Annotated in this window: 19 protein-coding genes and 2 tRNA genes; 13 read left to right on the top strand and 8 right to left on the bottom strand. The window is 70.4% G+C overall.

What is annotated here, in order from left to right:
- Positions 1 to 54: 54 nt before the first annotated feature.
- Entirely contained in the window at positions 55 to 1659 is a 1605-nt protein-coding gene (locus H5368_RS04020) for a serine hydrolase (RefSeq protein ID WP_182821598.1), read from the top strand.
- On the opposite strand, the gene H5368_RS04015 is transcribed toward H5368_RS04020, so the two are convergent.
- Positions 1611 to 2123, bottom strand: coding sequence for a YetF domain-containing protein (locus H5368_RS04015; RefSeq protein ID WP_182821596.1), 513 nt, complete (start codon positions 2121 to 2123; stop codon positions 1611 to 1613). The genes H5368_RS04020 and H5368_RS04015 overlap by 49 nt on opposite strands.
- Positions 2124 to 2283: 160 nt before the next feature.
- Here H5368_RS04015 and H5368_RS04010 point away from each other — a divergent pair, with 160 nt between their 5' ends.
- Positions 2284 to 2646 carry an Hpt domain-containing protein gene (locus tag H5368_RS04010; protein ID WP_182821594.1) on the top strand — a complete coding sequence of 121 codons (363 nt, stop codon included), beginning with the start codon at positions 2284 to 2286 and terminating at the stop codon, positions 2644 to 2646.
- Entirely contained in the window at positions 2643 to 3869 is a 1227-nt protein-coding gene (locus H5368_RS04005; RefSeq protein ID WP_182821592.1) for an EAL domain-containing response regulator, read from the top strand. The genes H5368_RS04010 and H5368_RS04005 overlap by 4 nt, the downstream gene beginning before the upstream one ends.
- A 56-nt stretch (positions 3870 to 3925) precedes the next feature.
- Here the strand turns inward: H5368_RS04005 and H5368_RS04000 are convergent.
- Positions 3926 to 4000: transfer RNA gene (locus H5368_RS04000), tRNA-Val, on the bottom strand.
- A gap of 150 nt (positions 4001 to 4150) precedes the next feature.
- Between H5368_RS04000 and H5368_RS03995 the strand changes: the two genes are divergently transcribed.
- The 4 genes from H5368_RS03995 to H5368_RS03980 all read left to right on the top strand — a co-directional run bounded on the left by H5368_RS03995 (position 4151) and on the right by H5368_RS03980 (position 9046).
- On the top strand, positions 4151 to 5137 hold the full coding sequence (locus tag H5368_RS03995; RefSeq protein WP_182821590.1) for a Ku protein: 987 nt from the start codon (positions 4151 to 4153) through the stop codon (positions 5135 to 5137).
- Between the two features lie 9 nt (positions 5138 to 5146).
- Positions 5147 to 7597 carry a DNA ligase D gene (ligD, locus tag H5368_RS03990; RefSeq protein WP_182821588.1) on the top strand — a complete coding sequence of 817 codons (2451 nt, stop codon included), beginning with the start codon at positions 5147 to 5149 and terminating at the stop codon, positions 7595 to 7597.
- A gap of 198 nt (positions 7598 to 7795) precedes the next feature.
- Positions 7796 to 8740, top strand: coding sequence for an SDR family oxidoreductase (locus H5368_RS03985; protein ID WP_343203902.1), 945 nt, complete (start codon positions 7796 to 7798; stop codon positions 8738 to 8740).
- A 96-nt stretch (positions 8741 to 8836) separates the two neighbouring features.
- On the top strand, positions 8837 to 9046 hold the full coding sequence (locus tag H5368_RS03980; RefSeq protein WP_182821584.1) for a hypothetical protein: 210 nt from the start codon (positions 8837 to 8839) through the stop codon (positions 9044 to 9046).
- Between the two features lie 8 nt (positions 9047 to 9054).
- Here the strand turns inward: H5368_RS03980 and dinG are convergent, their stop codons facing one another.
- On the bottom strand, positions 9055 to 11184 hold the full coding sequence (dinG, locus tag H5368_RS03975) for an ATP-dependent DNA helicase DinG (protein ID WP_182821581.1): 2130 nt from the start codon (positions 11182 to 11184) through the stop codon (positions 9055 to 9057).
- Between the two features lie 89 nt (positions 11185 to 11273).
- A tRNA-Phe gene (locus H5368_RS03970) sits at positions 11274 to 11349 on the bottom strand.
- Positions 11350 to 11500: 151 nt separating this feature from the next.
- On the opposite strand from H5368_RS03970, the gene H5368_RS03965 reads away from it, so the two are divergent.
- Positions 11501 to 11959 (top strand): DUF6491 family protein, encoded by a 459-nt coding sequence (locus H5368_RS03965; protein WP_255486338.1) that lies wholly within the window; start codon positions 11501 to 11503, stop codon positions 11957 to 11959.
- On the opposite strand, the gene H5368_RS03960 is transcribed toward H5368_RS03965, so the two are convergent.
- From H5368_RS03960 to ftsY, 4 genes are read right to left on the bottom strand one after another with little or no spacing between them, the layout of a single operon-like run.
- Entirely contained in the window at positions 11935 to 12210 is a 276-nt protein-coding gene (locus tag H5368_RS03960; RefSeq protein ID WP_182821579.1) for an oxidative damage protection protein, read from the bottom strand. The two genes, H5368_RS03965 and H5368_RS03960, sit on opposite strands and share 25 nt — an antisense overlap.
- The gene (gene mutY / locus H5368_RS03955) at positions 12207 to 13289 is read right to left on the bottom strand and encodes an A/G-specific adenine glycosylase (protein WP_343203878.1); all 1083 of its coding nucleotides are present in this window, start codon (positions 13287 to 13289) and stop codon (positions 12207 to 12209) included. Before mutY ends, H5368_RS03960 begins: the two co-directional genes overlap by 4 nt.
- Complete coding sequence (locus H5368_RS13470; protein ID WP_255486336.1) at positions 13286 to 14524, bottom strand: hypothetical protein; 1239 nt, start codon at positions 14522 to 14524, stop codon at positions 13286 to 13288. The genes mutY and H5368_RS13470 overlap by 4 nt, the downstream gene beginning before the upstream one ends.
- Positions 14521 to 15834, bottom strand: coding sequence for a signal recognition particle-docking protein FtsY (gene ftsY, locus H5368_RS03950; RefSeq protein ID WP_182821575.1), 1314 nt, complete (start codon positions 15832 to 15834; stop codon positions 14521 to 14523). Before ftsY ends, H5368_RS13470 begins: the two co-directional genes overlap by 4 nt.
- Before the next feature lie 69 nt (positions 15835 to 15903).
- Between ftsY and rsmD the strand changes: the two genes are divergently transcribed.
- The 5 genes from rsmD to ggt all read left to right on the top strand — a co-directional run bounded on the left by rsmD (position 15904) and on the right by ggt (position 19742).
- Positions 15904 to 16527, top strand: coding sequence for a 16S rRNA (guanine(966)-N(2))-methyltransferase RsmD (gene rsmD / locus H5368_RS03945; RefSeq protein ID WP_182821573.1), 624 nt, complete (start codon positions 15904 to 15906; stop codon positions 16525 to 16527).
- Positions 16528 to 16594: 67 nt separating this feature from the next.
- A complete protein-coding gene (gene coaD, locus H5368_RS03940) occupies positions 16595 to 17098 on the top strand; it encodes a pantetheine-phosphate adenylyltransferase (RefSeq protein ID WP_182821571.1) in 504 nt (167 codons plus the stop codon).
- Positions 17099 to 17148: 50 nt separating this feature from the next.
- Positions 17149 to 17646, top strand: coding sequence for a hypothetical protein (locus H5368_RS03935; RefSeq protein ID WP_182821569.1), 498 nt, complete (start codon positions 17149 to 17151; stop codon positions 17644 to 17646).
- A gap of 63 nt (positions 17647 to 17709) precedes the next feature.
- Positions 17710 to 17964: a YfhL family 4Fe-4S dicluster ferredoxin gene (locus tag H5368_RS03930; RefSeq protein ID WP_182821567.1), complete on the top strand. Its 255-nt coding sequence runs from the start codon at positions 17710 to 17712 to the stop codon at positions 17962 to 17964.
- Complete coding sequence (gene ggt, locus H5368_RS03925) at positions 17961 to 19742, top strand: gamma-glutamyltransferase (RefSeq protein ID WP_182821565.1); 1782 nt, start codon at positions 17961 to 17963, stop codon at positions 19740 to 19742. The genes H5368_RS03930 and ggt overlap by 4 nt, the downstream gene beginning before the upstream one ends.
- Positions 19743 to 19757: the final 15 nt, after the last annotated feature.

Genomic DNA, 19757 nt, shown 5'->3' with positions numbered 1-19757 from the left:
CACCGCCGGTCCGCCGCCGGTGGGCATGCGAAGACTGCAGGGACGGGGCCTGAAATGCTGAAACGTGCTTGCTGCGCCGCGACGCTGGCCGTCGCGGTCTTTTTCGTGCCCGGTGCGGGCCGCGCCGCAGGGCCGCCGCCGTCCGCGGCGATCACGGCGGCGGTCGACGACGCGGTCGCGCGTTACGACCTGCCCGGCATCGCGGTGGGCGTGGTCGTGGATGGCGAGGTGCGCCAGGTCGAGGTGCGCGGCGAGATCGCAGCCGGGAGCGGGGAGGCGGTGGACCGGCACACGATCTTCAAGATCGCGTCCAACACCAAGGCGATGACGGCGGCGCTGCTTGCGCGCCAGGTCGATGCCGGGCTGCTGGCCTGGGACGACCCGGTGGTGAAGCACCTGCCGGGCTTCCGCATGTACGAGGACTGGGTGACGCGCGAGATCCAGGTGCGTGACCTGCTGATCCACAACAGCGGGCTGGGGCCGGGCGCGGGCGACCTGATGCTGTGGCCGGAGCCCAATGCGTTCACGCGCGACGAAGTCGTGGCGGGTCTTGCGCACCTGAAGCCGCGCTGGAGCTTCCGTTCGCGCTACGCCTACGACAACACGCTGTACATCGTGGCGGGCGAGGTCGCGGCGGCGGCGGGAGGCGTGCCCTATGACGAGCTGATGCGGCGCGAAGTGTTTGCGCCGCTCGGGCTGGAACGCTGTCGCGTCGGCGCGTGGAACGCCAGCGAGGCCGGCAACGTGGCGCAGCCGCATGCGCGCCGTGACGGACGCAACGTGGCAGTGCGTACCGACGTCGCAACGATCGCCGACATGCCGATGGCCGCCGCCGGCGGCATCCGCTGCAGCCTGGACGACATGCTGGCGTGGGCGCGGATGTGGCTGCAGCCGGAGCGACATGGCCTGGTCGCGGGCAAGCCATGGCTGTCCGCGACGCAACGCGACGCGGCATGGGTGGCGCATATGCCGATGCCCTTGTCGCGGCGCATGCGCGCCTGGGATGGCAGCCATTTTTCCGCATACGGCTACGGCTGGCGGCTGACCGATGTCGACGGTACGTGGAAGGTCTCCCACACCGGCACGCTGTCGGGCATGTATTCGGCGCTGACCCTGCTGCCGGAGAAGGGCGCCGGGTTCGTGCTGCTGATCAACGGCGACGCGGACGAGGCGCGCACGGTGCTGAACCAGGTGCTGGTGAAGCACTTCACTGCGGCAGGGGAGGCGCGCACGGTGGCCTACTACGCCGACGCGCTGGCCGCCGAGCGCGCGGCCGCGCGCGACGATCGCGCCGCCGGTGTTGCTGCACCGTTGGGTGGCACTACGCCGCGCACCCCGGTGGCGCCTGCCGCGATGGCGCGCTGGCTGGGCGTATACCGCGATCCGTGGTTCGGCGAGGCGTCGGTCTGCGCGCGCGGCGACGAGGTGCGCATGGTGGCTGCGAAGTCGCCCAGGCTGTCCGGTCGGGTGATGGCATCGGGCGGGCGCATGCTGGTCGAATGGGACACGCTCGACAGCGACGCCCACGCCTGGCTGGATTTCAGCGCAGGCGAGGGCGGTGGCGCGGCGCGCCTGGCGATGGCCAAGGTCGACCCGGACGCGGACTTCAGCTACGACTTCGAGGACCTGGCGTTCGTGCGCGTGGGCGACTGCCCCTGATCGCCATCGCGGGCGAGCAGGGTGATCTCGCCGGTAGTCTCCACGGTGGCGCATGCGACCTCATGGATGTCGTTGAGGCCTGCACGGCGGACGCATGCCATCAGTTCGTCCTCGGTGATCAGTTCCTTGCGCATTTCGCGGTACAGCAGGCGGCCATCACGCACGATCACGCGCGGCGCCTCGTCGGTGAGTCGGCTGAATGACGGAAAGCGGAACTCGAGCAGATTGATCAGATACGACCAGGCAGCCACCACGGACGCCAGGAACACGAAGTCGCTTGGCGATTCCGACCCCACCGACATGGCGTCGGCCACCAGCGCGCCCACGATCACCAACGCCAGCATGTCGACCGGTGAGTTGTTGCCGAGGCTGCGCTTGGGCAGGATCCGTACCACCACCATCACCGCGAAATAGATGGCGGTGCCGCGGAGCAGGAGTTGCGGAAGCGACGTGGACAGATCCATGGCAGGGCCGCGCGGAGGTTTGGGCGCGCAGGATAGGACCGGCGGGTCGCCGCGGCGTGATGCCGCGGGGTGTGACCGCCCGCACGCGCCGTCCGGGGCCAGCCCGGTAGCATGCTGCAAGGCAGCAATCATCTCGATCGAGCTGCTCCAGGGGGGGGGCATGCCATTCGACGTGCGGGTGCTGAGTGAAAGTTCGGGGGACGATCCAGGCGCCATGGTGGAACTCGTCGAGTGTTTCGACGAGGTCGCCACGGGCATCCGTGCCGGCCTCCTGCAGGCGATTGCGCAGGGCGACGCGGCGCAGGTCGCCGCGCTGGCGCATTCGCTGAAGTCTTCGTCCCGCGCGATGGGCGCGATGGCGCTGGGTGAGCTGTGCGCAGAGCTCGAAGCGCACGGCGGGGCAGGTCGCCTCGCCGGGTTGGGTCCGGCCGTGACCGCGGTGGTGGCGGAACTGGATGCCGCACTTGCGGCGATGCGGTACTGGCGCGCGGTGCAGGCGCCACAGGGGAGGACCGGCATTTGAAGATCCTGATCGTGGACGACGACGATTTCACCACCCGCCTGCTGCAGATCCAGCTGCGCGCGATGGGCCTGAAGGACAGCGGCTACGCCGGCATCGAGTCGAGCTCGAGCGGTGCCGACGCGATCGAGCGGCTCGCGCTCGCGCCCGCCGACTTCGGGCTGGTGTTCTGCGACCTGCGCATGCCTGGAATGGACGGCGTCGAATTCGTGCGCCACCTGGTCGCGACGGAATTCCGCGGCGGGCTGGTGCTCATCAGCGGCGCGGAGCCGCGCGTGCTGCAGATGGTCGAGCAACTGGCCCGCCAGCAGGGTCTGGACGTGCTCGGCAGCCTGGCCAAGCCGGTCACGCCGGGCAGCCTGCGCACGTTGCTGCAGGGGCGCGAGTCAGCCGGCCTCGGCGGCAAGTGGGCCGACTGCGCGACGCAACCAGGTACCACCGCCGATGCCGCCGAGCTTGAAGCGGCCATCAATGGCGGCGAAATCGTCAACCACTACCAGCCGAAGATCGACCTGCGCACCGGCGCGGTGGTGGGCATGGAAGCGCTGGCACGCTGGCAACACCCCGAGCGCGGCATCGTGGCACCGGATGACTTCCTGCCGCTGGTCGAAAGCGCCGGCCTCGTGACTCCGCTGACGCGCGCGGTGCTGGTCAATGCGCTGCAGCACGCATGCTCGTGGAATGGTGCCGGGGGCGGGCTGGACGTGGCGGTGAACGTGTCGCTGGCCAGCCTCGGCAGGCTGGACTTCCCCGATCGCCTGGCGGGATTGGCCGCCGAGGCGGGATTTCCGCTGGAGCGGCTGGTGCTCGAGCTGTCCGAATCACGCCTGCCGACCGAACCGCGCGCCCAGCTCGATATCCTGAGCCGGCTGCGGCTGAAAGGCGTGCGCCTGGCGCTCGACGATTTCGGCACCGGCTTCACCAAGCTGGCGCAGCTGCGCGACATGCCGTTCTCCGAGCTGAAGATCGACCGCGCGTTTGTCCAGGGCGTGGCCGGGGATGCCTCGCGGCGCGCGATCGTGCAGGCCGCGCTGGCGCTGGCGCGCGAACTCGATGTGGAGACGGTCGCCGAAGGCGTCGACAACGCGGAGGATCTCGCCTGCCTGCGCGCGCTCGGTTGCGGCATGTTCCAGGGCTACCTGGTGGCGGAACCGATGCCGGCCTGCGACGTGGTGCCCTGGCTGGATGCCTGGCCCACCCTGCGCGAGGGCGTGCTGGGCGCCTGAGCCCCGAGGCAACAAAAAACCCCCGGGAGACCGGGGGTTCTTGCATGCGCGAAACATGGTGGGCGGTGCAGGGATCGAACCTGCGACCCTTGCCGTGTGAAGGCAATGCTCTACCGCTGAGCTAACCGCCCGAAACAGCGCGCAAGTATACAGCAGCACACGCGGTTCCTGGCAAGGGTCCGGCCGACGCGGCCCGCATCGCCATGCCCGGGCAGGCTTCACCCGCGTCTCACCGCGCCAGTCCTAGCGTCGACAGCCCCAACCCCTTCGCGAGGGACGCCATGGCGCGCCCGATCTGGACCGGAACCCTTTCGTTCGGCCTGCTCAACGTGCCGGTGTCGCTGATGTCCGGCGAGCGCCGCATCGACCTGCATTTCCGCATGCTGGATTCGCGCGACAAGAATCCGGTCCGCTACGAGCGGGTCAACGCCGAGACCGGCGAGGAAGTGCCTTGGAAGGACATCGTCAAGGCCTTCGAGTACGACAAGGGCAGCTACGTGGTGCTGGAGCAGGAGGACATCAAGTCCGCCGCCCCCGAGAGCCACGAGACCGTGGAGGTCGAGACCTTCGTGGACGCGTCGGCGATCCCGTTCCAGTACTACGAGAAGCCCTACATCCTGGTGCCGGCCAAGAAGGCCGAGAAGGGCTACGTGCTGCTTCGCGAAACGCTCAAGGCGACCGGGCAGGCCGGCATCGCACGGGTGGTGATCCGCACCCGCGAATACCTGGCCGCGGTGCTGCCGCGCGATGATGCGCTGATGCTGATGCTGCTGCGCTATCCGCAGGAGCTGGTGGACCCTGCGGAGCACCGCCTGCCGGAGGGTGAATCCGCCGACTACAGGATCAGTCCGAAAGAGCTCGAGATGGCCAAGCAGCTCATCGCGTCGATGAGCGGCGAATGGGACCCGAGCGGGTACAAGGACGAATTCCGCGAGCGCCTGGAGAAGGTGATCCGCGACAAGATGAAGGCCGACGGCACGGTGGCCAAGCCGGACGACAGCGAGTTCGAGGCGCCGGAAGGCGCGGCGACCAATGTCGTGGACTTCATGGCACTGCTGCAGAAGAGCATCGGCAGCAACAAGCGCACGCCGGCGAAGAAGTCCGCGGAGGGCGACGACAAACCGGCGGCGAAGAAGGCCGCCGCGAAAAAGGCACCGGCGAAGAAAACCGCTGCCGCGAAGAAGGCCCCCGCCGACAAGCCGGCGGCAAAGACCGCCAAGGCGCCGGCGCGCAAGGCCGCCAAGGGCACGGCGCGCAAGGCGGGCTGAGGCAGCGCAATGAGCCTGCGCGAATACGCCCGCAAGCGTCGCTTCGACGGCACCCCCGAGCCGTCTGGCGATGCACCCACGAGCGTCGGCCATCGGCCGATCTTCGTGGTGCAACTGCACCACGCCAGCAGCCGCCACTACGACTTCCGCCTGGAGGCCGATGGCGCGCTGAAGAGCTGGGCGGTGCCGAAGGGGCCGTCGCTGCGCGCGGGCGAGAAGCGCCTGGCGGTGGAGGTGGAGGATCACCCGCTGTCGTACGCCACGTTCGCCGGTGACATCCCCGAAGGCCATTACGGCGCCGGCCACGTGGACGTGTTCGACCACGGCCACTGGGCCTGCGATGGCGACCCGCTGGAAGGCATCGCCGCCGGCAAGCTGGATTTCACCCTGAGCGGCAGCAAGCTCAAGGGCGCATGGAAGCTGGTGCGCACGAAGAAGGCGGGCCGCCAGGCGCAGTGGCTGCTGATGAAGCGCAGCGACGCGCACGCCGCGGACATGGAGGCGGACGACCTGGTGGATGCACCGTCGAAACCGCGTTCCGCCGCCAAGTCCGCCAAGGCAACCAAGGCCACGAAGCCCCGCGCCCCGCGCAAGGCCGACGCGCGCTGGCGCAAGGCCGCACTGGCGCTGCCGGGCGCGAAGGACACCGGCGTGCCGGCAGGATTCGAGCCGCAGCTGTGCACGTTGCGGGGCGCGGCGCCGCCGGGCGACGACTGGCTGCACGAGATCAAGTGGGACGGCTATCGGCTGATGGTCGACATGGTCGACGGCGTCGCGCGGTTGCGCTCGCGTGGCGGACTGGACTGGGACAAGACCTTCCCGGACGTGGCCGCAGCGGTCGCCGCGCTGCCGGTCTCCGACGCCTGCCTCGATGGCGAACTGGTGGTGCTTGGCCCCGACGGCCACAGCGACTTCTCCGAGCTGCAGCGGGTGATCGACGGCAGCTCGAAAGCCGCGCTGCGCTATCTGGTGTTCGACCTCGTCGGCCTGGCGGGTGTCGACCTGCGCGGCTCGCCGCTGGGCGCGCGCAAGGCCTTGCTGAAGTCGCTGCTGCCCGAGGCGCCGCACCTGCTGGCCTACAGCGACCACGTCGTCGGCCATGGCCCCGAGGTCTACGAGGAGACCGGCCGACAGGGCATCGAGGGCGTCATCTGCAAGCGCGCCGACAGCCTGTATCGCGGCGGCCGCGGCAACGACTGGCTGAAGGTGAAGCACGAATCGGCGGACGAGTTCGTGGTGGTCGGCTACACCGATCCCAAGCGCAGCCGTACCGGCTTCGGCGCGCTGCTGATGGCCACGCGCGAGCGTGGCGGGCTGCGCTACGTGGGGCGCGTGGGCACCGGTTTCGACGACGCCATGCTGCGCGACCTCACCGCGCGGCTGCGCAAGCTGGAGCAGAAGCAGGCGACGGTCGAGCTGCCGGACCACATCGCGCTGCCGCTGCGCACCGTGCACTGGGTGCGCCCGGAGCTGGTCGCCGAGGTGGCGTTCCGTGGCTGGGCCAAGGAGGGCCTGCTGCGCCAGGCCGCCTTCAAGCGCCTGCGCATCGACAAGACGGCGCGCGACGTGGAGGAACCGCAGGTGGCAAAGGACGAAGTGACGGCCGGGCGCATCACCAGCCCGGACCGGGTCGTGTTCGAGGGCGCGAAGTACACCAAGGGCGACGTGGCCGAGTACTACCGCAGCGTCGCCGACTGGCTGCTGCCGGAGCTTGCCGGGCGGCCACTGTCGCTGCTGCGCTGCCCCGACGGCACCAAGGGCCAGTGCTTCTTCCAGAAGCACCACGCCGAAAGCCTGGGCGACGATGTGCGCGCGATCGTGTTGAAGCAGAAGAGCGGCAAGGAGCCGTACCTGTACATCGACGACATCGCTGGCGTGATCGACCTGGTGCAGATGAACACGCTCGAGTTCCATCCCTGGGGATCGCGCGTGGACGATCCCGAGCTGCCGGACCGGCTGGTGTTCGACCTGGACCCCGGCGAAGGCCTGGGCTGGGCCGACGTGGTGCGCTCCGCGCGTGACATCCGCGCGCGCCTGGCTGAAGCGGGGCTGGAGAGCTTCGTGCGGCTGTCCGGCGGCAAGGGCGCGCACGTGGTGGCGCCGATCGCGCGCGGCCCGGACTGGGATGACGTGCGCGCGTTCTGCGGTGGCTTTGCCGAAGCGATGGCGCTGCAGGCGCCGGACCGCTACGTGGCCACGATGTCCAAGGCCAAGCGCTCGGGGAAGATGTTCATCGACTGGCTGCGCAACGCGCGCGGCGCCACCAGCGTGGCGTCGTGGTCGCTGCGCGCGCGCAAGGGCGCGCCGGTGGCGGTGCCGATCCGCTGGGATGAGCTGGGCAAGGTGGCGGGCCCCGCGGCGTTCGACCTCGCCAAGGCGAAGCAGCGGGCTGCTCGGTTGCGCAAGGATCCGTGGGATGGGTTCGCGACGCTGGAGCAGGCGTTGCCGAGCTGGGAGTGATGGGCGTGGCGCCATGTGCTCGCGATGCGGGCCGGCATGACGGGGCGACCACGGCGAGGGTGGCAGTCTCGTTCCATCAACTGACCTGGGAGCATGGATATGGCGAAGGCTGTCTCTCGCAAAGGCGCGAAGGGCGCGAAGGATGCGGCGCGCGCGAAGGGCGCTGGTGCTGACGCAACTGTCGCTCGCCAGCGTGAGATCCAGGCGAAGGCAGATGCAGCCTCGAAGCGCGCGTCGAAGAAGCGTGCCGGCAAGAAGGCGGCGAAGAAGGCGACGCAGGCGGGGACGCGGCGGCAGCCGGAGAATCCGATGCCTGCGCAGCATCTGGCCAAGCCAGGTCACGAGCATGCGCTGGCGTTGGCGCCGCGGTTCGAGGCGCCGGATTACGTCGGCAGTGGCAAGCTGGAGGGCGTGGCGGCCATCATCACCGGCGGCGATTCCGGCATCGGCCGGGCGGTGGCGGTGCTGTTCGCACGCGAAGGCGCCGATGTGGCGGTGATGCACCTGGACGAAGACGAAGACGCCGCGGTGACAAAGCGCCACGTCGAGGCCGAAGGCCGCCGCTGCCTGGTCATCGCCGGCGATGTCCGCGATCCGAAATTCTGCAGGAAGGCCGTGCGCAAGGCGGTCAAGGCGTTCGGACGGCTGGACGTGCTGGTCAACAATGCCGCCTTCCAGCAGCACGTCGATCGCCTGGAAGACCTGGGCAACCGCCACCTGCAGGAGACGCTGCAGACCAATATCGCCGGCTACTTCCACATGGCGCGCGCCGCGCTGCCACACATGGAGCGCGGTGCCAGCATCATCAACACCGGCTCCGAGACCGGCATCTTCGGCAGCCCGAAGCTGCTCGACTATTCCGCGACCAAGGGCGCGATCCACGCATTCACCATGTCGCTGGCGTCCAACCTGCTGGAGCGCGGCATCCGCGTGAACTGCGTGGCGCCAGGCCCTGTGTGGACGCCGCTCAACCCGGCCGACAAACCCGCCAAGGACGTCGCGGAGTTCGGCAAGGACAGCGACATGAAGCGCCCGGCGCAGCCGGAAGAGGTGTCGCCGGCGTACGTGTTCCTGGCGTCACCGGTGATGTCGTCGTACGTGAATGGCGTGATCCTGCCGGTGATGGGCGGGCCGCGTGGCTGATGCGCGCATCACGACAACGCGCGCGTGACGCCGAATTGACATGCAGCGCACGCGCCGTGGTCGAGCATCGGAGACCCCACCAGCGAGGCCACGACCATGACCCAGCCTGACAAGAAGTCCGACGTCCTCAAGGACCGCCCCGCAGGCGAGGACGCCCACCGCGAACAGCGCGAGTACCCGCACGGCTCGGGCGACCGCAACACGGTCTCGCCCTCAGCACCGGACGACGTGGATCGCAACTTCCACGGCGGCACGCAGCGCACCACCGAGTCCGACCCGAAGCCGCGCGACCCCGCGAAGCCTTAGCCCGCGCGTCAGCCGATCACGCGTTCGAACGGCGGCAGCGCATCGATGATGCGCTTGCCGTAGCGACGCGTAAGCAGGCGCGAGTCGAGGATGATGACGCGTCCGGTGTCGGTGGATGTGCGGATCAGGCGCCCGGCGAACTGGGTCAGCGTGCGCAGGGCATGCGGCACGGCGATCAGGTTGAAGGCGTTGTGGCCGCGGCTCTCCAGCCATTCGCCCAGCGTGGCGGTCTGCGGGTCTGTGGGCACGGAGAACGGCACCTGGGTGATCACCACCGTGGTGCAGGCCTCGCCGGGCAGGTCGAGGCCTTCGCCGAACGAGTTCAGGCCGAACAGCACCGAGCCCTTGCCCGCGGCGATGCGCGCGACGTGGTCGGCTACGGTCTGCGACTTGTTGCCCATGCCCTGCACGAGGATCTGCTTGCGGCGCGCGCCGGACATCAGCTCCGCCACTTTTTCCATTTTCCAGCGCGAAGTGAACAGCACCATGCTGCCCTTGCCCCAGTCGAGCTCGCGCTCGAGGTAGTCGGCGACGGCCACGGGATGGCCTTCGCGATCGTCGGGCGTGGCCGGGAACTGCGGGATGACCAGTTGCGCCTGGCGCGGCAGGTCGAAGGGCGAGGGCAGGCTCACCATTTCGGCGTGGTCGGGCAGCCCGGTGTCGATGGCGAACGCCTGGAAATCGCCACCGCCGGTCAGCGTGGCCGACGTCATCACCACCGAGTCGACGTCCTTCCACAGCAGCTGGCGCAGCACCTGTGCGGCCGAGACCGGCGAGCAGTGGCAGACCAGGTCGCCGTCGCGGGCCTGGGTGAGCCAGCGGGCCATGGGCGGCGAACCGTCGCGGTCTTCGCGCCGCCAGCCCGACCACAGCGCGTGCTGTTCCTCGACCATCTCCAGCGCCATGCCGAGATTGCGCTGCAGGCGCTCCTTGGCGGGATCGTCCTGCTTCGACTTGGCGACGATCTGCTGCGCGGAATGCACCCAGTTGAACAGGCTGCGCGTGTCGTCGCCGAGCGCTTCCACGGCGGGCATCCAGTCCGAGGGCAGGCGGCCATGCGGCGCGCGCCACATGGGATCGCGGTCACCGGGTTCGGGCGTCCAGGCGTGTTCGAGTTCGACGCGAAACGCCTTGAGCGCCTTGGCGACGCGCGCCGCCAGCTCCACGGCGTCGCTCGGCAGCAGCGTGCCGATCGTGTCCTTGCCGACCAGGCGGTAGCTGGCGGTGACCAGGCCCTGCATCCGTGCCACGCGCCTGGCCATGTCGCCCAGCGGCAGGCGCGCCGCGCCCTGGTCGATGGCGACGCTGGCGACGTGGTGGCCTTCATCGAGCACCAACAGCATGTCCGCGGGCGCCGCCAGCAACGGCTGGCTGTTTTCCGCATCCCCCAGCGACAGCGAAGAGAGCAGAAGCGCGTGGTTGGTGACCACGATCTGCGCGTCACGCACGGTGGTGCGCGCGGTGAGCACCGGGCACTGCGCGGCATAGCCGCAACGACGTCCCGCGCAGGCCGACGCCGGCGTGGTGATCTGGCTGCGCAGGGCAGGGCTGACGAGCTCCGGCGCGGCATCGAGGTCGCCATCCCACAGGCGATCGGTATAGGCCTCGAGGAGACGCGTCGCGGCCTCGATCTCGAACGGGGACAGCGGGCGGTCGTACAGTGGCTCCTCGTCGGGGAACATCGCATCCTGGCTTGAGCCGCCCTGCATTTCGGCGGCGTTGCGCGTGCACAGGTAGCGGGTGCGGCCCTTGGCCAGCGCCACGCGCGCCTGCAATCCGGTGGCGGCGAGGAACGCGGGGATGTCGCGTCCGACCAGCTGCGACTGCAGGGCGACGGTGCCTGTGCTGATGACCAGCTTCTTGCCGGTGGCCAGCGCGATCGGCACGCCGGCCGTCAGGTAGGCGAGGCTCTTGCCAACGCCGGTCGGTGCCTCCGCAATGCCGATGCCGCCAGTGGTCGCCAGCGCCCGCGACACCACGCCGATCATGTGGCTCTGCGCACGCCGCGTGCTGAAGCCGGGCGTGTTGGCCTGCAGGCTGCCGTAGGCGGCGCGGATGTGGTCTTTCAGTGCTTCGGTCAGGACGCGCGTGGTGGCAGTGGCCGCTTGTGCCGTGGGCTGCGGCCCGGAATCATTCATGGCGTGGATTTTCACATGTCCACGAACGAAAAGCCCCGCAGGGCAAATGCCGTGCAGGGCTTGCGGTCAGACTTGCTGTTGCGTCGCAATGGTGGCCGGGGAGGGAATCGAACCCCCGACACGGGGATTTTCAATCCCCTGCTCTACCAACTGAGCTACCCGGCCACTGGCGAGCGCGGAATGATACGGCGGCGGCGCGCGGGCGGCAAGCATCACCGCAGCTGAACCTGCCCGCGAGGTGCCGCAGCCGGCGCATGCGGCGCGTTGCATGATGGCGTCACCGATGGTAAATGCCGCACGGCGGCGGGAGGCAACGATGGCCACGCAAACAGTCGCCCGGATGGGCATGGCGCTCGCCGCGGCGCTGGTGGTGTCGGCATGTGCGACGGGTGGCGGACGCCTGGACGCGGGGGAAAAACTCACCATCTATCGCGCCGCGGCGGGTGCGCCGGTGGGCAGCTTTCCGTACCACGGCAACATCACTGGCTGGACGCCGCTGGGCGATGGCGCGATCGCGCTGTGGACCGGCCCGAGTCGCGCCTGGTTGCTGGACCTCGACGGCCCATGCCCGGACATCGACTTCAGTCCGGTGATCGCCGTGACCAGCAGCGAGGGCGGGCGTGTCATGGCACGCTTCGACAAGGTGCTGGCCAGCGGCCACGGCTCCATGCAGATCCCCTGCCGCATCCGCGAGATCCGGCCGCTCGACACCCGGCAGATCAAGGCCGCCGAGAAGGCGGCCCGCGACGATCAGGGCGCGTCTTCGGGCACGTAGCCGGCGGGCGCTTCGGCGCCGCCGCCGAACAGGAACTTCTCCATCTCGCCTTCGAGGAAGGCGCGGGTGGCGGGATCCAGCGGCGACAGCCGGTTCTCGTTGATCAGCATGGTCTGGTGCGCCAGCCACGCCGCCCAGCCGGCCTTGCCGATATGCGCGAACACGCGCTTGCCAAGATCGCCCGGCCACGGCACGAAGGCGAGGCCTTCGGCATCCTGTTTCTGGTATTCGCAGTACACGGTGCGGCTCATTGCGGCGGATCCTCCTGGTGCTCGGCGAACTGCATGTCGAGCAGTGTCCTGACGGGCGCCGGGATCCCGAGGGCATCGATCGCGTCATGCGACACCCAGCGCAGGTCGTCATTGTCGCCCACCGCGGCGGCGGGGGCGACGGCGCGCCAGCGCAGCGGGAGCAGCCTGAGCCGGTAATGGCTGAACGCGTGGGCGATCGGCTCCAGCGCCTCGCCTTGCGCATAGTCGCCGTCGGCGTGGGCGTGGAACAGCGCGCGCGCGGCGTCGTGGTCTTCGGCCTCGGGCAGGGACCAGAGCTGGGCCCACACACCGGCCGGAGGGCGTCGCCTCAGCAGCACGCGGCCTTCGCCGTCGCGCAGCACGAGCAGCACGGCTTCGCGCTGCGGCAGGGCCTTGCCGGGCTTCGGCGTGGGCAGTTCGGCGACGCGACCTTCGATGCGTGCGACGCAGCCGTCCTGCAGCGGGCAGAGGATGCACGCCGGGTCATGACGCGTGCACAGGGTGGCGCCGAGATCCATCTGCGCCTGTGTGTAGTCGGCCAGGCGCGCGTCGGGCAGCTGCGCCTGCGCGTGCTGCCAGAGCTGCTTCTCGACCGCCGGCAGGCCGGGCCAGCCGCTGACGCCATGGACGCGGGACAGCACGCGCTTGACGTTGCCGTCGAGGATCGCGTGTCGGTCGCCCCAGGCCTGCGACAGGATCGCGCCCGCGGTGCTGCGGCCGATGCCCGGCAGCGCGAGCAGCGCATCGAAATCGCGCGGCAGTCCGCCGTCGTGGCGTTCGACGCACGCGCGTGCCGCGGCATGCAGGTTGCGGGCGCGTGCGTAGTAACCCAGGCCCGACCAGAGCCCGAGCACGTCGTCGAGCGACGCCGCCGCGAGCGCCGGCAAGTCGGGCAGGGCCGCCACGAAGCGCTCGAAATAGGGCACCACAACGCGCACCTGCGTCTGCTGCAGCATGATTTCCGACAGCCACACCCGGTACGGCGAGCGCGGGTGCTGCCAGGGCAGGTCATGGCGGCCGTGGATGTCAAACCAGGCCAGCAGCCGCGGCGCGAAGCCACTGTCGAAAGCCGCGTTCACGGCGATTCGTCGATCGATACTTCGACGCCTTCCAGCACGCCGCCTGGCACTTCGATGCGTGGCGCAGTGGCGTGCGCACGCAACGGTGGCAGCGGCGACCCGTCCGCCGCGCCCTGCGACCAGGCGAGGACCTCGGTGATGCGGAACCGCGCTTCGGCGCGCGCGTCGCCCCGCGCAAGCTGTGCGGCCACCGGGTCGCCAAGCGTCGCCGCGCCGGCGTAGGCGATGGAAAACGGCAGCGGCGTGTCCGGTGCGTCCAGCGGCGACGGCAGCGTCGGCCAGGCTTGTGGCCATTCCGCGAAGCGCCCGGACAGCTCGACCAGCAGCGCGCGCGACAGTGCGATCCGCCCGCGTGCGTCGAGTGTCGGTATCACGCCTTCACCGTGCAGCACCACGTCCGCCGGCGCGAGCGACCACGCACCGTCGCGCAGCCGCAGCGGTCCATGCAGGCCCAGCGCGAATGGCAGCGTGGTGTCGCCGCCCTCGTAGCGCGCGCTGGCGCCAAGGCGCAACGGCTGCACGCGCAGGGTGCCGGCGTCGCTGCGAAGTGGCCCGGATGCGGTGAGGTAGGCGGGCAGCCGCCAGCTGCCGGTGTCGAGCGTGGCGCGGCCGGTGACAGCGGCACCGCTGCCGTTCTCCAGGCGTTCGGCCGCGATGCGCAGGTCGAACAGGACCGTCATCGGCGGTGCCAGCACCAGGCGACCGCGTGCCTGCGCGGCCAGCGGATCGCCCGCGCGCAGTGCCTCCAGTGAAAGCCGGAACCCTTCAACATGCCAACCAGCGCCGTCGATGTGCCCGTCGTTGACAAGCAGGCCGTTGCGCAGCGTCGGGATCCGCCCGTCGCCGGGTGGCCGCGCCGCAAGCCAGGCCTGCAGTGCGACGACATCGAGGCGTGGGGAGTCGAGTTCGATGCGGTCGAATTCGAGCGGCGCGGCGCGGTTGCGCAGCGTGGACCAGGGCAGGGAGAGGTACACGCGCCCGGCGCGCAGCAGCGGCGCGGCGGCGCCCGGCTGGCGCGCAACCACATCGCGCACCTCGAGCATCGGCGTGCCACGCAGGCGATAGCGCGCCTGGCCGGAAGCGCTGATCTCCAGGCCGAGGATGTCGCCCGCCGTGTCCAGCGCCAGCCGCGACAGTCGCTGCGGCTGCAGCAGCAGCGACAGCGCGACGACGGCTGCGAGCAGCAGCAATACCAGCGTCCCCGCCAGCCAGGCGGCAACGCGGCGCCGGGTCACGCGCCCAGCGCTTCCGGCAGCAGTGCGTCGACGAAGGCCTCGGCGTCGAATACGCGCAGGTCCTCGGGGCGCTCGCCGATGCCGGCATAGCGGATCGGGATGCCGAACTCGCGCGCCAGCGCGAACACCACGCCGCCCTTGGCGGTGCCGTCGAGCTTGGTGACCACCAGCCCGGTCACGCCGGCCGCGGCGTGGAACTGGCGCAGCTGCGACAGCGCGTTCTGGCCGGTGGTGCCGTCGATCACCAGCAGCACTTCGTGCGGTGCGGCGTCATCGAGCTTGCCGAGCACGCGCTTGATCTTGCCGAGCTCGTTCATCAGCCCCTGCTGGGTGTGCAGGCGCCCGGCGGTGTCGGCGATCAGGATGTCGGTGCCGCGCGCGCGTGCCGCCTGCAGCGCGTCGAACGCGACCGAGGCGGCATCGGCGTTCTGGCCCTGCGCGATCACCGGCACACCGTTGCGCTCGCCCCAGGCCTGCAGCTGCGCGACCGCGGCGGCGCGGAAGGTGTCGCCGGCGGCCAGCATCAGGCTGCGGCCCTCGTCCTTGTAGCGCCGCGCCAGCTTGCCGATGGTGGTGGTCTTGCCCACGCCGTTGACGCCAACGGTGAGGATCACGAACGGGCGCACCGCCGGGTCGATCACCAGTGGGCGCGCCACGGGCTCCAGCATGGCGATCAGGTCGCCGCGCAGCGCGCCGAGCATGGCGTTGGCATCGGCGAACTCGCGCGCCTTCATGCGCTTGCGCAGCGACTCGACCAGCTGGGTGGTGGCGGTGACGCCGACGTCGGCGGTGAGCAGCGCGGTTTCGATCTCGTCGAGCAGGTCGTCGTCGAGGCGTGGATTTCGCGAGAACAGGCCGCCGAGCCCCCGCGCGAAGCCGCTGCCCTTCAGGCGTTCGCGCCAGCCCGACTTGCCGGGTGCGGCGGCGGGCTTTTCCTGGGTGGTCGACGAAGCAGGCCTGGCCGGCACGGGCGCGACCAGGCCTGCCGTAAGCGGCGTGTCCGGTGCCACCGGAGCCGGTGGCTCGACAGCCACCGGTGCGGCGGCCACGGCGGCATCCATGAATGCCTGCACCTTGGCTTCGGCTTCCGCTGCGGCATCGGCCGCAGCAGCCGCATCGGCCGCGTGGACGGTGCCCGCTGCGTGGTCCACGTCGGCGACGGGCTCCGCGGCCGCGTCGCTCCCGGGCAGGTCGCGGCCAGGCGCGTTCGGAAACGCCGCCGCCAGCGCCTCGATGTCCAGCTTCGGCCTGCCGGCATTCCCTCCGCCGGTGCCTGCTTCGGGTTTCTTGCGGCGGAAAAAGCTCACCATTGCGCTGGCAACCGGACCGTGTGGGGGAGGGGGTGCACATCGCCGCGCGAGCGCGGACAATGACGCGGCATGGTATCACCGGCCCGAAATCCGACCCTTCCGCGACGCGCCGGGCCCGCCGGCAGCGTGCGCATCATCGGTGGGCGCTGGCGCGGGTCGAAGCTGCCGGTGGCCGATGCGCCCGGCCTGCGCCCGACCTCCGACCGCGCACGCGAGACCCTGTTCAACTGGCTGCAGCCGATGCTGCCCGGCGCGCGTGTGCTCGACCTGTTCGCCGGCAGCGGTGCACTCGGGCTTGAAGCGCTCTCGCGCGGTGCCGCCGAAGCGCTGCTGGTCGAACGCGATCCTGTGCTGGCCCAGGCGCTGCACGCCAGTTGCACCCGCCTGCACGCGGGTGATGCCGCGACCGTGGTGCGTGCCGACGCACTGGACTGGCTGCGCCTGCCGGTGCACGGGCAGTTCGACCTGGTGTTCCTGGACCCGCCATTCGCCGACGATGCCTGGGCCACGGCGCTGCAGCGCCTGCCGCCGTGGCTCGCGCGCGGCGCATGGCTGTACATGGAGTCGCCCGCCGGCGTTGCGCCCGCGCCCGGTGCGGGCTGGCGCCTGCATCGCGAGTCCTCCACGCGCGATGCGCGCCACGCGCTGTACCGCCAGGCGCCCGCCGACGCGGCCGGGCACGCCCCGGCTTGAGCGCCACCGGGCGCGGCGCTGCTACACTCGCCGCGGCCCCAGCCACCCGACCCGGCGCAGCGACGCGATGACCACAGCACGCAACAGGATCGCCGTCTATCCCGGCACCTTCGATCCGATCACCAACGGCCACGTCGACCTGGTGGACCGGGCCGCGCCGCTGTTCGAGAAGCTGATCGTCGGGGTTGCCGAAAGCCCGGGCAAGGGTCCAGCGCTGCCGCTGGCGCTGCGCGTCGAGCTCGCCCGCGAGGCGCTGGCCGCGCACGCCAACGTGGAGGTGATGGGCTTCGATTCGCTGCTGGCGCACTTCGTGGCCGAGGTCGGCGGCGGGGTGCTGCTGCGCGGCCTGCGCGCGGTGTCGGATTTCGAGTACGAGTTCCAGCTGGCCAGCATGAACCGGCACCTGATTCCCGAAGTCGAGACGCTGTTCCTGACCCCCGCGGAACAATATGGCTTCATCTCATCATCGCTGGTACGCGAGATCTCCCGCCTTGGCGGCGATGTCTCGGGGTTCGTGCCGGCGGCAGTGGCCGATGCGCTGCAGGCCGAATGGCGGCGCACCAAGCTTTGACCAGCGGAACCACACGTTCCGACCTTCCAGAAAAACATGGGGAAACTGCAATGAACACGATGTCCCGCCTGCTGCTGACCGCTTGCCTCGCACTTCCGTTGCTGGCCGCGTGCAAGAAGGAAGAAGCCGCGCCCGTCGCCGTCGCGGCGCCGCTGACCGCACCCGCGGCCGGGTCCGACGACGCCGCGTGGCGCGCCTACGTCTCCGACGTGGTGACGCGCAACATGGAGGGCATCGGCAACCAGCCCTTCGTGTATTTCCTGCCGTCCACGGCGGGCGCAGAGGACCAGACCGGCGCCTATGAGCGCCTGCTCGACAAGGCCAAGGGCGACGTGGCCCGCGGCATCGTCAAGGGCAACCTGCTTGCGTACGCGTCGGCCGATTCCGCCCGCATGGGCGACATCGTGGTGGAGTCGTTCGCCGGCGTGCCGGCCGACACCATGAAGGGCGTGCGCGTGCTGTTCATCGGCGCCGCGGCCGACAAGGACCGCGTGGCGACCGCCGTGGCTCCGGCCGGCGTCGAATACGTCTTCATCGAAGCGAAGTGATCCAGGCGCTGCCGCCGGCATCGTCCGGCGGCGGCCCTTGCGGGCAGGGTCTACAATGACCCCATGGCCCTGCGCATCAACGAACTCTGCGTCAACTGCGACGTCTGCGAGCCTGCCTGCCCGAACGAGGCGATCTCGCAGGGCGAGACCATCTATGTGATCGATCCCGCGCGCTGCACCGAGTGCGTGGGTCATTTCGACGAGCCGCAGTGCGTCGTCGTCTGCCCGGTCGAATGCATCGACCCGGACCTGGACATCCCTGAAACCCACGACCAGTTGCTTGCCAAGCTCATGCGACTGCGGGAGAACGTTGCATGAGCCTTCGCCACCTGTTGCACCTTGGCGCGCTGTCGCTGCTGTTGTCCCTGGTGCCGGCCTGCGCCAGCGTGGCCGATGGCGAACGCATCACCGCCGGCGCGACATCCGCCGCGCCTGCGTCCAGGCCGCCGGGCGTGGCCGTGGCCTCGGCGCACGCGCTGGCCACCGACGCCGGCCTGGAGATCCTGGCCGCTGGCGGCAACGCCTTCGACGCCGCGATCGCGGTGTCGGCGGTGCTGTCGGTGGTGGAGCCGATCAGTTCGGGCATCGGCGGTGGCGGATTCTTCCTGCTGCACGATGCCGCCAGCGGCAAGGACCTGTTCGTGGACGCGCGCGAGACCGCGCCGGCCGCTGCCACGGCTGCGAAGTACGTGCAGGCCGACGGTGGCTTCGACCGCGACCGTGCCACCAACGGTGCGTGGGCGGCCGGTATTCCGGGCCTTCCGGCGGCGTTCGTTCACCTGCAGGCGGAGCATGGCCAGCTGCCGCTTGCGCGCAGCCTGGCGCCGGCGATCCGCATCGCCCGCGACGGCTTCCCGGTGTATGCGCGCATGGCGCGCGGCTACCAGGCGCGGCGCGAGGTGATGGAGCGCTACCCCGGCACCCGCGAGGTGTACCTGGCCGGCGGCCGGCCGATCGCCGAAGGCGACCTGTTCCTCCAGCCCGACCTGGCGCGCACGCTGCAGGCCTTGGCCGACCACGGGTTCGACGGCTTCTATCGCGGCGACGTGGCGGAAAATCTGCTGGCCGGGGTGAGCGACGCCGGCGGCGAATGGACCGCCGAAGAGCTCGCAGCCTACCGGGTGCGGGTGCGCGAGCCGATGCGCTTCCGCTACCACGACTGGGAGGTGGTGACCGCGCCGCCGCCGTCGTCGGGCGGCATCGCCATGGCGCAGATGCTGCAGATCCTCGCGCCGTACGACCTGGATGCGCTGCCCGAGGCGCAGCGCGCCCACCTGGTGGTGGAGTCGATGCGCCGCGCGTTCCGTGACCGCACCTTCTACCTGGGCGATCCCGACTTCGTGAAGGTGCCGCAGCGCCTGCTCGCCAGCCCCGATTACGCGGCCGGCCTGCGCGCCACCATCCATCCCGAGAGGGCGACGCCCAGCGACCTGCTGTCGGGTGCGCCGACGCCGCTGGAAGACGACGAGACCACGCATTTCTCGATCATCGACGCCGACGGCAACCGCGTGGCGGCGACGCAGACGGTGAATCTGCTCTACGGCTCCGGCCTGGTGGCGCCCGGCACCGGCGTGCTGCTCAACAACGAGATGGACGATTTCGCGCTCATGCCGGGCACGCCCAACGCGTTCGGCGTGATGGGGTACGACGCCAACGCGCCGGCGCCGGGCAAGCGCATGCTGAGTTCGATGACGCCCACCTTCATGGTCTCCGACGAACGCATCGCCGTGCTCGGCACGCCCGGCGGCTCGCGCATCATCACCATGGTGCTGCTCGGCGCCCTCGGCTACGACGCCGGCCTGTCCGCGCAGGATGTCGCGGCCCTGCCGCGCTACCACCACCAGTGGATGCCGGACCGCATCTCGGCGGAGACCGGCACCTTCACCCCTGGCGTCGCGCGCGCGCTGCAGGCGATGGGCCACGCGGTCGACCTGCCGGAGCCCGAGCGCGACGGCCGCGCCTCCAGCCACGTCTGGGGCAACATGCAGACGGTGGCGTGGGACCGCACCACCAACACCCTCGAGGGTGGCAGCGATCCACGCAATCCGGTCGGCAAGGCCGCGGTCGTGGCCGCGCCGGCAGCGCCCGCCCGTTAGGCCACGGGGCGCGCC

Origin of the sequence: Luteimonas sp. MC1782 (genome assembly GCF_014164605.1) — a bacterium.
Taxonomy (GTDB): Bacteria; Pseudomonadota; Gammaproteobacteria; order Xanthomonadales; family Xanthomonadaceae; genus Luteimonas.
Note: the sequence above shows the minus strand (reverse complement) of the source record. Positions and strands in the feature narration are given on the sequence as shown.